Raw genomic sequence first — 13,504 nt, 5'->3', positions numbered from 1 at the left:
TCAGTCCCCCGGCCTCAATGATGGATGGGCAGCCTCTTGAATACTGGCATGCAGCAAACCACAATGACTGCCTTTGCCGGTCGATGCATCCAGATCAAACTCGGTATTTTGCATGTCAGTCACCATTCTCTTCGCCCCGGGTTGGTGGCTGGCAAGCAGGCTTTTTTCGGAGGGAAAACCGGTATAACGGATGTCGGCAAGGTCCAGCATCGTGGCAAAATTAGCAGAAGTCATCACGGGCTTCTCCTGGTTATTCAACAGTTGCTGCCACTGCTGTGCATGCGCCTGGCGATACGCTTTATTGCTCCAGACAAAATAGGGTACATGCAAGGTCTCGATGTTCATTACACCATGACCGATGAATTTGCATTGAGGTGTCGGCAAGGTTTGCCCATGATCAGAACCATACACCATGACCGCATAGCCATCCAGACCAGCCAGAGCCTGCATGATCTGGCCCATGACATGGTCTGCATAGCGTATGCTGTTGTCATAGGCATTTGATATGCCTTGCATGCTGTCGAAGGGATCACCAAAGCCACCCTTTTTTGCATCACTGACAGGCTGGAATTTTTCATGTGCTTTCGGATAACGTGCTGTATATACGGCATGACTGCCCATGGTATGCAGGACAATCAGTTTCCTGGCTGCTTTTTCCTGCAGGATGTTCATGAACGGTAACAACAATTCTTCGTCATGGACCAGTCCCAGGGCTTCATCGGCTTCGAAATATTGCTGCACGTCTGCCTCGGCCGCAAACAGGGCAGTCACATTGTTCAGGAAACTTTTTTTGATCTGCGTCGACAGGAAATAAGTCTTGAAACCCGCCTCCTTGAAGGCTGATATCAATGACTTCTGCGTTGCCCCCTCACGCATGGTATCTCGTCCCGTGAGGTAAATGGGTACCGAACCCATGGTAAAGGCCCTGGCGGTCAGCATATCTTGCATGCTGGCCAGTTCACCATTCTGACGCGCTTTGAGCAAATTGGGGGAAGTATCACGCTCATAGCCATTCACTGACCAGCGATCAAATCTTGCCGACTCCCCCAGCACCAGGACATAGGTTTCCTGCACCGGACGCTGGCCCACGGAATACGCACCAAAACGAAACGCATGGGTCTGTTCTTCCATGCTGCGCATGAATTTTTCTTCCTGGTTGTACATCCATAACCTGACTGGCAGGCCATAAGGAAAGGTATCGCGGATGGTAGACAGCAGTGGTGGCAAATGGCCGACGCCAAACAGTTTATCCTTTGCATCCGTACTGGCCACCGGGAATCGGTTAGCATTTTTTTCCCGCTGGTAAAGACTGGCACTCATGGCCCCCAGATACCAGCCATAGGCGGCCAGGCACAGCAAACTCAGGCATAGAAAACCACCTGCCCTGAAGCGACTGCGCCTGGCAACATACCATGCCAGTGTAGTCGACGCTGCACACAACAGTAACCACAAAGAAATTAACTGCCAGCGCTCCATGGCGTAGCTCAGTGATTCGGCCATATCGCTGCTGGTCAGTATGGAGAATACGCTGGAGCCGGACACGCCCCCAAACTGATAGGCAATATATGCCTCTGCACCGGCCAGCAGGGCCAGCAAGAAAGTAATGATTTTGATGACGCGGCTTTTCTTCCACAACTGGAACAGCAGGAACGAGATTGGCAGCACAAACAAGACAATTTTCCCACCATACAGGGGCAGGTCTATCGACTTGACGACCACAATGCCATTGGTGATGGCAAATGGCAGCAACAACAGGAAAAAGGAAAGAAGTTCATAGGCAAGCCCGGTATTGGTACTACCGTTAGCGGATACCGGCTTGTCACCCTGTTTGTCTGCTCTGTCCATATCACCAGTACTTTATTGTCCGGCAGCGATTGCCGGTTTAGCTGCATCTACATATCTGCGCATCAGCATGACAGAATCTTCATTCTTGAATTCTATGCCATCCTGTGTCCATCCCCGGACAGCACTGCGCGCCTTATCTGACATCAGACCGGTATGCCCCTGCAGCTTGTCAAAATAAAGCACATGCGCCTTGACCCTGTAGCTGCCAGACAGTTTCTTGACTACCTCAGGCCTGTTCTGTTTAAATTCACCCCTGTCTGCGTAGGAAGCGACCGTGAAAATGAAACTCTGGTCTGCCCCCAGGTTCATCTTGTACTCCAGTACCCTGCCCCTGACTTCCATGAGACTTTGAAACGTGCCTGGCCAGACTTGCATGTCAGACTGCTTTTCTGCTTCTGCAATAATTCTTTCGTAGGCTGGGCTCTCTTTGGTCGGCGCATTCTGTACGGCATTCAGATCACTCCTGTTACTCAGGAAATGAAAAAGCAGGCCTACGATGGAGACAGACACAATGACCAGCAAAAATTTGGGTATAAGTCGCATGATTTTCTCTTTATCAAAGCCATGTATGATTTTTCAATATCAACTGTGGATTTTATCAGCGAACAAAAGTAAAATTTTCACAAATTGAGGGCTACCATCAATGTTATCATTGGCAGACTGAAAACTGCTCAAAAAACGGCTGTCGCCCTATTTTGAAGACTCAAACAGGATGCAGTCCATCCAGGGAAGAGCATGAATACCATACTGATCGCCATGCTGGCCAATATGATAGGCAACGAGATGCTGGCACCTAATCAGCCACGTCCGAGTGGCTTGCCCATGCTATATCGTTGCGAAGTTTATCCCCAGGCAGTCATCAATCCGGAAACTTTTGAAATGACGGTCAGTCAGGGCTTGAGGAACTGCGTGGCAATCCGTGAGATGACTTTCCCGGAATACCTGGACTGGCGTGATGAACAGGCAAGAAAACAGGGCAGATAAGCGTACCCACTATTGCCTTGCGTCAATCTGTGTCAATATTGTATCTGTCTAGATATCACGTCACCCCTACCAATCTCAAGTAAAGGTCATTTTTTGTGCTTTCCGAACTCCTGCATGCACCGTCTTTTTCCGACGCAGACATAAAAAGACATTGTGCCAGAATCATCATTGATGGTTATGCCATAGAAGGTAACGACGGTGTAGTCCCTACCGTTGCCGAATGCCTGCAGGCAGAAAATGGTTTGCGCATCGTCGAAACCTACCTGGCCAAGGGGTATCCTCGTCATCGTTTCCAGCGTTGCACCCTGCCCAGGGACAGCAATGATTTCCTGCGCGCCTTTGCAGTGTCAGACCGCTCCAAGGTAAAGCTGTATGGCAACATCCTCGGGTTTTCAGTTTTTTTTGGCAACCTGCCCATCACCACCAGGTTGTTGGACAGCATGGGTGAATCTGTCAGCAAAACGCACTTCGCCATGAGCGAAGACAGCGGCCTGATTTCTGATGAAGCACTGACTGCCGGCATCAGTTGCGACAACATCATCGATTACGCAAAAAGTGAGCACGAGCGCTGGACCATGCTGGAAGTAGCCCTGGCTGCACCCAACCCCGCTGTTCTGGAATTGATAGAAAACAGGTTGAATACCGATACGCAAAGAATCATCTTGCGTCAGCAACTGAGACTGGAAAAGAATTCGCCGCAATCTCCTCTGTCAAAGATGATGCGTTACTTCATCGACACCCAGAGGGTAGAAAAAATTGCCATCGTGGACCGTCTGCTGAGAGAAGCGGCCAGTCCGGTCAGTTTCGCCGAGCATTTCAGCGGCATCGTGTTTGATGCAATACGCAAACGTTCCCTGCCACCAGCCAAACTGGCCCTGATACCCGGCATGAACAAGAGCATGACGGACCATAACCAGAACTCCTGGAGCTTGTACCTGGATGCCTTTATCTCTGATCAGGACAGGCCTGAATATGAAAAGTTGTTCACCTGAATAAAAAAGGACAGTTCATCGGAACTGTCCTTTTAATCTGCGCCTGAAATCACCAGTCTTTCAACTTTAAATCGCTGCCGCCAGTCTGGTACCCTGATTGATGGCACGCTTCGCGTCAAGCTCTGCAGCCACGTCAGCACCACCAATCAGGTGTACTTTCTTGCCTGCGGCTTCCAGGGCTGACTGCAAATCACGCCTGGGCTCCTGCCCGGCACAGAGGATGACATTATCCACCGGGATCAGTTTTTGCTCGCCTCCCACAGTGACATGCAAACCCGCATCATCTATCTTGTCATAGGTAACACCGGCAATCATCTGCACTTCGCGGTTCTTCAAGCCGGTGCGATGTATCCAGCCAGTAGTCTTGCCCAGGCCGTCACCGACCTTGGATGTCTTGCGCTGTAACAGGAAGATCTGGCGTGCCGGTTTTTCCACCTCTGCAGTGCGCAAGCCACCAACGTTTTTGTAATCGGTATCAACCCCCCATTCAGCAAAGAATTTTTGCGGGTCCAGGCTGGGGCTGGTACCGTTGTGACTCAGGTATTCCGCCACGTCAAAACCTATACCACCAGCACCGATGATGGCAACCGATTTGCCAACCGGTTTCTTGTCACGCAAGACGTCGAGATAGCTGAGTACTTTAGGATGATCAACACCTTCTATGGCCGGCGTGCGCGGGCTGATGCCCGTCGCCAGTACGACTTCATCAAAGTCTTGCAAATCTGCGGCTTCCACCCCGGTATTCAATTTCAGATTCACGCCAGTCAGGTTGATCTGCTTGCTGAAATAACGCAGGGTTTCATAAAACTCTTCCTTGCCCGGAACCTGCTTGGCTATATTGAACTGCCCGCCTATCTCTGATGCCGCATCAAACAGGGTGACCGCATGGCCGCGATTGGCGGCGGTAGTGGCAAAGCTGAGACCGGCAGGCCCTGCGCCCACGACAGCAATCTTTTTGACTTTAACCAGCGGAGCATCAAGCAATTCCGTTTCATGACAGGCACGTGGATTGACAAGGCAGGATGTGACTTTGCCGCCAAAGGTATGGTCCAGACAAGCCTGGTTGCAGCCTATGCAGGTATTGATTTCATCTGCCCGGCCCTGTTCAGCCTTGCGCATGAACAACGGATCCGCCAGCAGCGGACGAGCCATCGATACCATGTCACAATAATCATCCGCCAGCAATTGCTCGGCCACTTCAGGTGTGTTGATGCGGTTGGTGGCGATCAATGGAATATTGACGTGACCCTTGAGTTTTTTGGTGACCCAGGCAAAGGCCGCACGCGGTACCTTGGTCGCAATGGTGGGGATGCGTGCTTCATGCCAGCCTATGCCGGTATTGATGATGGTGGCACCAGCTGCTTCTATGGCTTTGGCCAGTTGTATCACTTCATCGAGTGTGGAGCCACCTTCTACCAGGTCAAGCATGGACAGGCGATAAATGATGATGAAGTTGGCGCCGACTTTTTCACGTATGCGGCGGACGATCTCCACCGGGAAACGCATGCGGTTTTCATAGGCGCCGCCCCATTCATCATCACGCTGGTTGGTACAGGCAGCGATGAATTCATTGATCAGATAACCTTCCGACCCCATGACCTCAACACCATCATAACCGGCTGACTGCGCCAGGGCTGCGCAGCGGACAAAGTCAGATATCGTTTCTTCGACTTCTTCAGTTGTCAGCGCATGGGGCTTGAAAGGATTGATCGGCGCCTTGATGGCGCTTGGCGCCACCAGACTGGGCTGGTAGGAATAACGGCCGAAATGCAGAATCTGCATGGCAATCTTACCACCGGCTTCATGCACGGCCCTGGTCACTATCTTGTGATGTTCGGCTTCTGCCTCAGTCGTCAGCATGGCGCCGCCATGCATGGGACGCGCCCTTTCGTTCGGTGCTATACCGCCGGTGACGATCAGGGCCACGCCGCCACGGGCACGCTCTGCATAAAACGCCGCCATGCGTTCGAAGCCGTTGTCCACCTCTTCCAGGCCGACGTGCATGGAACCCATCAGAAGGCGGTTTGGCAAGGTGGTGAAACCCAGATCGAGTGGCTTTGTCAAATGCGGATAAAAAGACATGGCTTTTCCTTAGAAAGAGGGAGAGCAAACAAATATGCAACTGAGTGCATAAGAGGATAGCGAAACAGCTTTATTTATGCAACCAGTTGCATATAAAATGTCTGAAAACCGCACCGTATACTTACTCTAATCATGTCCCTGCCTCACGCCCTGCTGACTTCAATCGCTGAAAAACCGAGTTCCGGTTACGAACTGGCACGGCGCTTTGACAAATCCATCGGTTATTTCTGGCATGCCACCCACCAGCAGATTTACCGGGAACTGGCACGTATGGAAGTGCAGGGCTGGGTAGAGTCACGCGAAGTGGAAGGCGGGCGGGCAGGAAAAAAACAGTTCAGGATACTGCCAAGCGGCACGGAAGAATTACGTCGCTGGGCCAGGGAAAGCAGTGAACCGGGCAGACAGCGTGACGACATGATGGTCAAATTGCGTGCTGATGCCGCCATAGGGCCATTGGGGCTGGTGGAAGAGTTCGCTCGCCGCCTGCAACTACACGAGCAGGAATTGCAAACCTATCGCGACATAGAAAGACGCGACTTCAGTTCCCCCGTGCTATCGCGGGAAGACAAGCTACGCTACCTGATCCTGAAGGCTGGCATCACCTTTGAAGAAAGCAAGATACAATGGACCAGGGAAGCCCTGCAAATCTTGCGGGAATAAATGGTGCAGCACAGTTGCTCTCTCACAGCCCCATATTACTGCGCTCATTTATACAATCCGTCTCAGGGCGTGCTGGCTGCCGATCCTGTTTTTAGTTCCGGCGGCTGACTGCGCGCCAGCAAGCGGGACGACGGTGTATCGACTGCCGACAACAGTATAGGCTTATCCATCTTGTTGGCCGCCTTATCAAGATAGTGCCTGCCTTCTTCTATATTGGTCCTGGCCCTGGCATCAGGGATGGCCGCTATCGACAGATTCGCTTCACCTTTCTCCAGTACGCTGCCCAGGTAGGGAGATTTTTCAAACAGGCTTTTTGAACCAACCTTTTCCGCAACCTGCCTCTCCGTACCGTCCTTGTTGACCTGGGTGGAAGCCTTGACTTCCATATTGCGCATCAACTCGTAGGATGAGGCAGAAACTGCCTTGAATACTTCAGCCAGTGAACCGGTTTCTTCGTAGATATCCTGAAATACCTTGATGGGTTTGCCATTGATCTGTGTAACGTCCGGGTTCTTCAGTATCGTCGGCAGTTCTACCAGACCCAGGGTACGGTCAGCCCCGGCATAACTGCTGAGCGTCACCACCTCGCCTTTGGTAGCAGCAGCAAAGCGGGCAGAGGCATCAGCCCAGCGGCCATCAGTTGCCGCAAACATGAATTGATTGGCAGGGTGACTGCGATTGGCTAGCACTTCATCCACAGATTTACAGCCATGCGCATGGGCCACGGCTTCGAGATAATCTTCAGATTGCAGGAAGCTCGCCAGCGGTGTCTTGTTGATGGCACGGATGTCTTCGTGATTTTCAAGCATCAGTTCAACCAGGTCATTGCTGGAGATGTCCTTGTGCACCATGCCGCCATACAGCAAGGTAACCTGTCCGTCAGCGACTACTGACACCCGACTGGCAAGATCAGCCAGGGACGCAGGGCTGCGGTAATCATCCGGGTGATTTTGCAGCAAGTCCAAAGCTTGCTGGTAACTAAGACCTGACATAGGCTAGCCCCGTTTAAAAGTCAAACTGCGCAACATGTCCGACATAGGTCGGATTTAGAGAGCCGTCTCTGTAAGCACGCAAGGCGTCCTTCAGGTCAATCAGTATGGCATCACGATGCGTATCAAACACTTTGCTGGCATCCGGCCCCGGATCGCGCATGCTCAGCCAGGTCCAGCTGGTGCACCATTTATCACCATCCAGGCTGTGGCCCTCGCTGGCCAGACACAGGCGGAACAAATTGTTTTTCCAGAAAAAGCTGAAGTTCTTGTGTGAAGGTTGTTCACGTTCATAGGTCATGTAACGCAGGTAGATATCACGCTCACGGTCGATAGCCCATCTGGAAGCCACCGCCATAGGGAATTGCTGGTCAATTTCACGCAGTCCATAGCTGGTGATATCTTGCTCTGGAATTCTTTCATATATAAATGCCAATGTCATTACTCCTGAATATCAAGACTGTCAGTACTCACTGCCAGTATGCATTTAGTCATCAGATTTTTTTCACATAAGCTGATATCAAAGTATCTGCCTCAACACAAGCCTGCTTACATATTGTTGCGCATTCATATAAAACACACAATTACTTGATTGACATGGTTTGCCTCCTCATGCAAGATCGAATGACATTAATGCATCACATTTCATTGTTTCACTGGAATGAGATCAGATTTCCATTCCCCTACCGATTATCAACATAGCGTCATGCTTTTACTTCCCATGAAAAAATCAACTTCATCACTCACCTTCCCTGGTCTGCTGCCTGTGTGCCTGGCCCTGTCCAGCCTGGCGGTCAGCGCCCATGCTGCAGATTACAGTCCCTATCCCCTGCCTGGCGTTTATGAAGCCAGCGATAGTAAATTCGAGCGAATGCTGACAATCAAGCCAAATGGTAAATTCCTGCTTGAAGTGGAAGAAAAAGGTAAACCGGGCAATCTGCACACTGGTGCAGGCGAAGGCCAGTTGAGCGATGCTCCCGGCGGTTGGACATATACGGAGGGCCGCTGCACCGTGAACCTGAAGCGTGCCGCCGGCGGCATGAAATTACAGGCAGAATCCTGTGCCAGTGCCTGGGGTGATGTTCCCTTCGATGGTCTCTACAAGAAAGCCGCCGACGCGGCCAAGGCCGCAAGCGCCATGCCGGCCACCCAGGCAGTACCTGCTGTACCAGCAAAAACCGCCACCCCTGCCGCACCTGCAGCGCCAGCCATGCAAGCAGCACAAGCCGCCCCTCCTGCTGCCAATTCACCATCACGTCGGGACTTCCAGCGTGGCTGGGCCACGGTAGCGACAGGTGAGATCGCTGGAAAACCTATGGCAGTAATGAGTAAATTCACTGGCAGAGAGATGGAAACACCCGGTGTGAGCCGCCCCGCAGCAGCGGCCTTCGTCATCGACAGCAATATTGATTACAACTCTATGCCTGCCGCAGAACTGACCAAGCCGCCACTGAAGGTAGTAGACATACCTTTACCGCCACCTGTCGCCAACCAGGGGATTAACTTGTCGGGCGACTGCACGTTTGGCAAGCAACGCAATTTAACTGTTGTCAATACTGTCACTCTTGGCAAGGGTAACCGTCTGATAGAAAAACCAGTCAGTGCCTGGGGACTTGATGCCAATTTACAGGCAGTAGAGATTAAACCTGTCAGCAAGGTCAAATGCCCCAAGGAAGATACTGGTATCTGATAATCTGGGAGACAATAAAACATGGCACCCAAAAGGGTGTCATGTTTTTATGAGCGACTCAAAACTGCCTATTTTGCGGTTTTGCCTTGCTTGACGGCAGATTTGGCGGCGACAGATGACCTGGCGGCTGGCTTGCCAGTAGTTTTAGCAGCAGTTTTCGGTGCAGCTTTAGTAGTGTCGGCAGCTCCGGGTTTTGCACTCGGCTTACTCTTACTTGTGGTTGCTGCTGTTGCCTTTTTTTTCCCGCCAGCCTTTTTTAATGTTTCCTCTGTTGCCGCTGAACTGGCCGGTTTCTCGGTTTCCATGGCTTTACTGACGGCCTGCTTGAACTGTTCCTGCAACAATCCCCACCAGGCAGCGGGATTGGCAAACTGTGCATTGCTGTCGCTGGCTGCTTGCGCCGATTCATCAGCAGGTATGGTGCCGGATTCAGCCTGGGTTTTCACCTCGCCATCAGGCGGCATGTCCTCGTCTTCATCAATCTCGGCATCAGGGTCAGGTTCAGGTATCTTGTCGGCTGCCGGATGCATGGGCCAGTTGGCATTGCTATGCACTTCTTCTGCCTGCTTGGTAGAAAAAGGCGTGGCAGCCTGCTCAGCCATGGCGCTGGCCTGTTGTGCATGCTGGGCAAAGCTTTCCCCCAGGGATTGCAGGGCGGCGATCGTCGCGCGCTGCACTTCCAGCGCCTGTATGGTACCGCGCAGCATGTTCATGTTGACGCTCAGCCAGGACTCCACTGTCTTCAAGTCCTGGATTTTCTTGTCGAGTTCATCGACGGACATCGGTGGCGCGACCATGCCAGGGACCTGCATGCTGCCCCAGAGTTTTTTGACGAAAGACAGGGTGTCACCCATGGCGTTCATGCCGGGGATTTCAGAACCAGAAAACGGATTACTCATCAGATTTTTCCTTTATTTTTCCAGAACATCATAATCGGTGCGGACCAGCCGTTTAGCAGATGCATCAAGGTATCCTGTTCATCTTGCATGAGCTGGGCAGGGCCGTCAATCGCGCATCAAAATAGCGCTCGGTTTTGAAACCATAACCGCTGCCTTCATTGTCAAAGCGCACCCCATTATCGCCTTTCTTTTGCATGACGGATACATACAAAGGTTGTATCAGTTGATGGTCTTCTGCCCGCATCCTGGCGTCATGGAAGGCGTTCTTGTATTGCGCACCTTCCAGGGCACGGGCAACGGCAGCAGCTTCCGTAGTCCTGGCCTTCTCTATGGCACTGGCCAGCATTTCCACCATGACTTGCATGCGCAGATGTACATAGTCATCGCGCGGATCAGGAAAACGCTGACGGAATTGCTGGTAGAAGCCGTCGCTGTCAGTTCCCCCGGCATTCGGATGCCATTCAGCCACGGCACGCACCCGTCCCAGGCCGGCATCGCCCAGGGCAGCCGGCGCGCCCAGGCCATTACCATAGAAAGTATAGAACTTGGTCAGCATGCCGGCATCCCGGACAGCCTTGACCAGCAGGGTCAGGTCATTACCCCAGTTGCCGGTGATGACGGCATCGGCGCCACTGGCCTTGATCTTTGCTGCATATGGGGCAAAGTCCTTGATCTTGCCTATGGGATGCAGGTCTTCGCCAACGATGCTGATGTCGGGGCGTTTTTCTGCCAGCATGGTACGGGCAGATTTATTGACCTGACGGCCAAAACTGTAATCCTGGCCTATCAGATAGATTTTTTTTGCACGGCCGTCCTGTTTGATGACCTCAGTGAGGGCGTTCATACGCATATCGGCATGAGCATCAAAACGGAAATGCCAGTAACTGCATTTTTCATTGGTCAGCACCGGGTCGACTGCGGAATAATTCAGAAACAGCAGACGATTGTCCGGGGTACGCTGATTATGCTTGTTGATCGCTTCGACCAGGGCCAGCGCCACGGCAGAACTATTACCCTGGACAACGAAGGGAATGCGCTGGTCAGTCACATGCTTGAGTGCAGTCAGCGACTCTTCAACCCCTTGTTTATTGTCGAAACTGCTTAAAGCCAGCGGGTGCCCGCCATCTGGCAGGCGCACGCCACCACGGGCATTGACGCGTTCTATGGCAATTTGCAGATTTCTGTATACGGCCTCGCCAGCATTGCTGAAAGCGCCACTCATGCCATCGATCATACCTATGCGTATGGCGGGTAAAGGTGCTTGCGCTGCCTGCATGCTGACGGGCAGCCCCAACAACACGCAGAGACTGTATCGCCTCAAACGGGTCAATCGGGATTTGATTATTATTAACATCAGAGATACCTTGTGCATTGAGCAAAAACCGGTTTTGCTATAAAAATACCATTTTACCTCCATGCAAAACCAGGCTGGTCATCCAAAAATCAGCATCTGCGTTTACACTAGCAGGATGAATACAATTGCACCTACATTTGAGCACAGCGTCATCAAGCGTCAGAACCTGATTTTCCTGACCCTTGCGGTCTTGTTGCATCTGTTGGTTTTGCATAATCTGGACATGGATGCGCCCCCCGCCAAACCCAGGATGGAAGAAAATTCCATCGCTGTGCAATTCAGGGACGTACCTGAACAAAACGAGCAAAAAGCTGGCAACAGCATTGTAAAAACAGGCCCAATGGCTGCCCCTGAAGAAAAAAAACCTGTTCCTGAAAAAAAAATCGAACCAGCTATCAGCCCGGTCAACCCTTCCCTGCCAGCACCTGAGCCTGAACCAGCAATCGTCGTCGCTGCCGAGGTCAAGCCCCCGGTACCCGTCATCCCGGCAGAAAGCAAACCCGAAACAAAGGCAGAAGAAGTATCAGCGCCACTCGCCAATGATGCGGTCAGCAATGAAGGACCGCAGACCTACCCCATACGGCCACCGCAGACCGGCACCATCAGTATGCGTATAGTCCGCACTGAACCGAACAAAAATCCTACTTTTGGCGAAGGGGAACTGAACTGGGAGTTAAAGAACGCCCGTTACAAGATGAACATTGAAGCCAAGCTGGATTTGCTGTTCACCTCGCTCAACCTGTATCAACTGCACAGCGAAGGCAGCATAGACGTGTACGGCATTACACCGGCCAGCAGTACCGAGAAAAGACGCAATCGCAGTGAAACCGCCACACACTTTGACCACGCAAAAAAATCAGTCAGCTTTTCAGCCTCTAACAAGAGTACCGAGATACAAGATGGTGCTCAGGACAAGGCCAGTTTCATCATGCAGCTGGCAGGTATAGGTAATGCCGAACCCGATAAATTCCAGCCAGGTCGCGAAATACGCCTGCAGGTTGCTGAAGAACGCGACGTGGCGACCTTCGTGTTTGTCGTAACGGCACTCGAAGAGGTGGAGACCAAAATGGGCAAGATCATGGCCTGGCACGTGGTACGCCCGCCACGGCCTGGTACCTACAATTCCAAACTCGAAGTCTGGCTGGCGCCGGAACAATACTGGTACCCAATACAGATACGCAATACCGAAAGCAATGGTGCAGTGACTACCCAGACTGCGACCAAAATCGTCAGCATCCCCAATACGGAAAGATAAACATGCGCAAGCCTGACATCATCTTCATTTCACTGATACTGACTGGCAGCCTGTTCCATATGGCGGCAGCACAGGCCAGTGAAGCCAATCCCAGACATGCCACCAGGCTGCCACCACCGGCAGAGTTGCAATACAGTATCAAGGCCAAACAAAGCGGCATACCGCTGAGCGGTTCAGCCTCGGTCAAATGGCAGCATGCAGACCAGAAATACAGCATCATCACGGAAACCCGCGCCATGCTGCTTGGCAAGATCCTTGACGCCAGCAGCCAGGGCAGCATTGATGACTACGGGCTGGCACCTGATAAATTCATCGAAAAACGTTTTAACAAACCAGCTACCACCAGCAGTTTTGACCGTGACAGCAAGACCCTGCGTTTCACTGCATCCACAGAAACCTATCCACTGAAAGGTGGCGAACAGGACAGAACCAGCGCCACCTGGCAGCTGATCGCCCTTGCCCGTGCAGCCGGTGATAATTTCAAGGCCGGAACAGAATGGAAGATGCTGGTGGCCGGACGTCGCGATGCCGACCCCTGGACCTTCAAGGTATTGGGTGCGGAAAACGTCAAAACACCTTTAGGTGACATGCCCGCCGTCCACGTCAGCAAAGCACCGCCAGCTGACTCAAAAGACCAGCAACTGGACCTCTGGCTGGCTCCTGGCCTGGAATGGTATCCGGTGCGTTTGAAATTCGCTGATGCCGATGGTGATTTTGTGGATCAGGTGCTGGAAAGCATCAAGAAATAGGTTCA

13 protein-coding genes are annotated in these 13,504 nt (G+C 52.1%); 6 read left to right on the top strand and 7 right to left on the bottom strand.

All coding sequences use genetic code 11. From position 1 onward, the window contains the following. Entirely contained in the window at window positions 1-1,845 is a 1,845-nt protein-coding gene (locus LZ463_RS19405; RefSeq protein WP_241457468.1) for a phosphoethanolamine transferase, read from the bottom strand. A 12-nt stretch (window positions 1,846-1,857) separates the two neighbouring features. Then, on the bottom strand, window positions 1,858-2,388 hold the full coding sequence (locus LZ463_RS19400) for a hypothetical protein (RefSeq protein WP_241457467.1): 531 nt from the start codon (window positions 2,386-2,388) through the stop codon (window positions 1,858-1,860). Window positions 2,389-2,580: 192 nt separating this feature from the next. On the opposite strand from LZ463_RS19400, the gene LZ463_RS19395 reads away from it, so the two are divergent. Together LZ463_RS19395 and LZ463_RS19390 are read left to right on the top strand one after the other, a co-directional pair. Beyond that, window positions 2,581-2,829 carry a hypothetical protein gene (locus LZ463_RS19395; RefSeq protein WP_241457466.1) on the top strand — a complete coding sequence of 83 codons (249 nt, stop codon included), beginning with the start codon at window positions 2,581-2,583 and terminating at the stop codon, window positions 2,827-2,829. 95 nt (window positions 2,830-2,924) lie between these two features. Next, the gene (locus LZ463_RS19390) at window positions 2,925-3,821 is read left to right on the top strand and encodes a hypothetical protein (RefSeq protein WP_241457465.1); all 897 of its coding nucleotides are present in this window, start codon (window positions 2,925-2,927) and stop codon (window positions 3,819-3,821) included. A gap of 66 nt (window positions 3,822-3,887) precedes the next feature. Here the strand turns inward: LZ463_RS19390 and LZ463_RS19385 are convergent, their stop codons facing one another. Continuing rightward, the gene (locus LZ463_RS19385) at window positions 3,888-5,903 is read right to left on the bottom strand and encodes an NADPH-dependent 2,4-dienoyl-CoA reductase (RefSeq protein ID WP_241457464.1); all 2,016 of its coding nucleotides are present in this window, start codon (window positions 5,901-5,903) and stop codon (window positions 3,888-3,890) included. A 132-nt stretch (window positions 5,904-6,035) separates the two neighbouring features. On the opposite strand from LZ463_RS19385, the gene LZ463_RS19380 reads away from it, so the two are divergent. After that, window positions 6,036-6,563 carry a PadR family transcriptional regulator gene (locus tag LZ463_RS19380; RefSeq protein ID WP_241457463.1) on the top strand — a complete coding sequence of 176 codons (528 nt, stop codon included), beginning with the start codon at window positions 6,036-6,038 and terminating at the stop codon, window positions 6,561-6,563. A gap of 62 nt (window positions 6,564-6,625) precedes the next feature. Here the strand turns inward: LZ463_RS19380 and LZ463_RS19375 are convergent, their stop codons facing one another. Both LZ463_RS19375 and LZ463_RS19370 read right to left on the bottom strand, forming a co-directional pair. Then, window positions 6,626-7,555: a hypothetical protein gene (locus tag LZ463_RS19375; protein ID WP_241457462.1), complete on the bottom strand. Its 930-nt coding sequence runs from the start codon at window positions 7,553-7,555 to the stop codon at window positions 6,626-6,628. A 13-nt stretch (window positions 7,556-7,568) separates the two neighbouring features. Continuing rightward, window positions 7,569-7,994 (bottom strand): hypothetical protein, encoded by a 426-nt coding sequence (locus tag LZ463_RS19370; protein ID WP_241457461.1) that lies wholly within the window; start codon window positions 7,992-7,994, stop codon window positions 7,569-7,571. A 279-nt stretch (window positions 7,995-8,273) separates the two neighbouring features. Here LZ463_RS19370 and LZ463_RS19365 point away from each other — a divergent pair, with 279 nt between their 5' ends. After that, window positions 8,274-9,242, top strand: coding sequence for a hypothetical protein (locus tag LZ463_RS19365; protein WP_241457460.1), 969 nt, complete (start codon window positions 8,274-8,276; stop codon window positions 9,240-9,242). 68 nt (window positions 9,243-9,310) lie between these two features. On the opposite strand, the gene LZ463_RS19360 is transcribed toward LZ463_RS19365, so the two are convergent. Both LZ463_RS19360 and LZ463_RS19355 read right to left on the bottom strand, forming a co-directional pair. Then, window positions 9,311-10,141 (bottom strand): PhaM family polyhydroxyalkanoate granule multifunctional regulatory protein, encoded by an 831-nt coding sequence (locus LZ463_RS19360; RefSeq protein ID WP_241457459.1) that lies wholly within the window; start codon window positions 10,139-10,141, stop codon window positions 9,311-9,313. Between the two features lie 64 nt (window positions 10,142-10,205). Continuing rightward, complete coding sequence (locus LZ463_RS19355; protein ID WP_241457458.1) at window positions 10,206-11,495, bottom strand: branched-chain amino acid ABC transporter substrate-binding protein; 1,290 nt, start codon at window positions 11,493-11,495, stop codon at window positions 10,206-10,208. A 115-nt stretch (window positions 11,496-11,610) separates the two neighbouring features. Between LZ463_RS19355 and LZ463_RS19350 the strand changes: the two genes are divergently transcribed. Both LZ463_RS19350 and LZ463_RS19345 read left to right on the top strand, forming a co-directional pair. Then, window positions 11,611-12,750 carry a DUF3108 domain-containing protein gene (locus LZ463_RS19350; protein ID WP_241457457.1) on the top strand — a complete coding sequence of 380 codons (1,140 nt, stop codon included), beginning with the start codon at window positions 11,611-11,613 and terminating at the stop codon, window positions 12,748-12,750. A gap of 2 nt (window positions 12,751-12,752) precedes the next feature. Beyond that, window positions 12,753-13,499 (top strand): DUF3108 domain-containing protein, encoded by a 747-nt coding sequence (locus tag LZ463_RS19345; RefSeq protein ID WP_241457456.1) that lies wholly within the window; start codon window positions 12,753-12,755, stop codon window positions 13,497-13,499. Window positions 13,500-13,504 lie beyond the last annotated feature (5 nt).

This window comes from Undibacterium paludis (assembly GCF_022568815.1).
Taxonomy (GTDB): Bacteria; Pseudomonadota; Gammaproteobacteria; order Burkholderiales; family Burkholderiaceae_D; genus Undibacterium.
Note: the sequence above shows the minus strand (reverse complement) of the source record. Positions and strands in the feature narration are given on the sequence as shown.

Excerpts from the sequence above, each read along its gene's own strand:
- LZ463_RS19405 (WP_241457468.1), bottom strand. The coding sequence starts at position 1,845 with ATGGACAGAGCAGACAAACAGGGTGACAAGCCGGTATCCGCTAACGGT.
- LZ463_RS19400 (WP_241457467.1), bottom strand. The coding sequence starts at position 2,388 with ATGCGACTTATACCCAAATTTTTGCTGGTCATTGTGTCTGTCTCCATC.
- LZ463_RS19395 (WP_241457466.1), top strand. The coding sequence starts at position 2,581 with ATGAATACCATACTGATCGCCATGCTGGCCAATATGATAGGCAACGAG.
- LZ463_RS19385 (WP_241457464.1), bottom strand. The coding sequence starts at position 5,903 with ATGTCTTTTTATCCGCATTTGACAAAGCCACTCGATCTGGGTTTCACC.
- LZ463_RS19380 (WP_241457463.1), top strand. The coding sequence starts at position 6,036 with ATGTCCCTGCCTCACGCCCTGCTGACTTCAATCGCTGAAAAACCGAGT.
- LZ463_RS19375 (WP_241457462.1), bottom strand. The coding sequence starts at position 7,555 with ATGTCAGGTCTTAGTTACCAGCAAGCTTTGGACTTGCTGCAAAATCAC.
- LZ463_RS19370 (WP_241457461.1), bottom strand. The coding sequence starts at position 7,994 with ATGACATTGGCATTTATATATGAAAGAATTCCAGAGCAAGATATCACC.
- LZ463_RS19365 (WP_241457460.1), top strand. The coding sequence starts at position 8,274 with ATGAAAAAATCAACTTCATCACTCACCTTCCCTGGTCTGCTGCCTGTG.
- LZ463_RS19360 (WP_241457459.1), bottom strand. The coding sequence starts at position 10,141 with ATGAGTAATCCGTTTTCTGGTTCTGAAATCCCCGGCATGAACGCCATG.
- LZ463_RS19355 (WP_241457458.1), bottom strand. The coding sequence starts at position 11,495 with ATGTTAATAATAATCAAATCCCGATTGACCCGTTTGAGGCGATACAGT.
- LZ463_RS19350 (WP_241457457.1), top strand. The coding sequence starts at position 11,611 with ATGAATACAATTGCACCTACATTTGAGCACAGCGTCATCAAGCGTCAG.
- LZ463_RS19345 (WP_241457456.1), top strand. The coding sequence starts at position 12,753 with ATGCGCAAGCCTGACATCATCTTCATTTCACTGATACTGACTGGCAGC.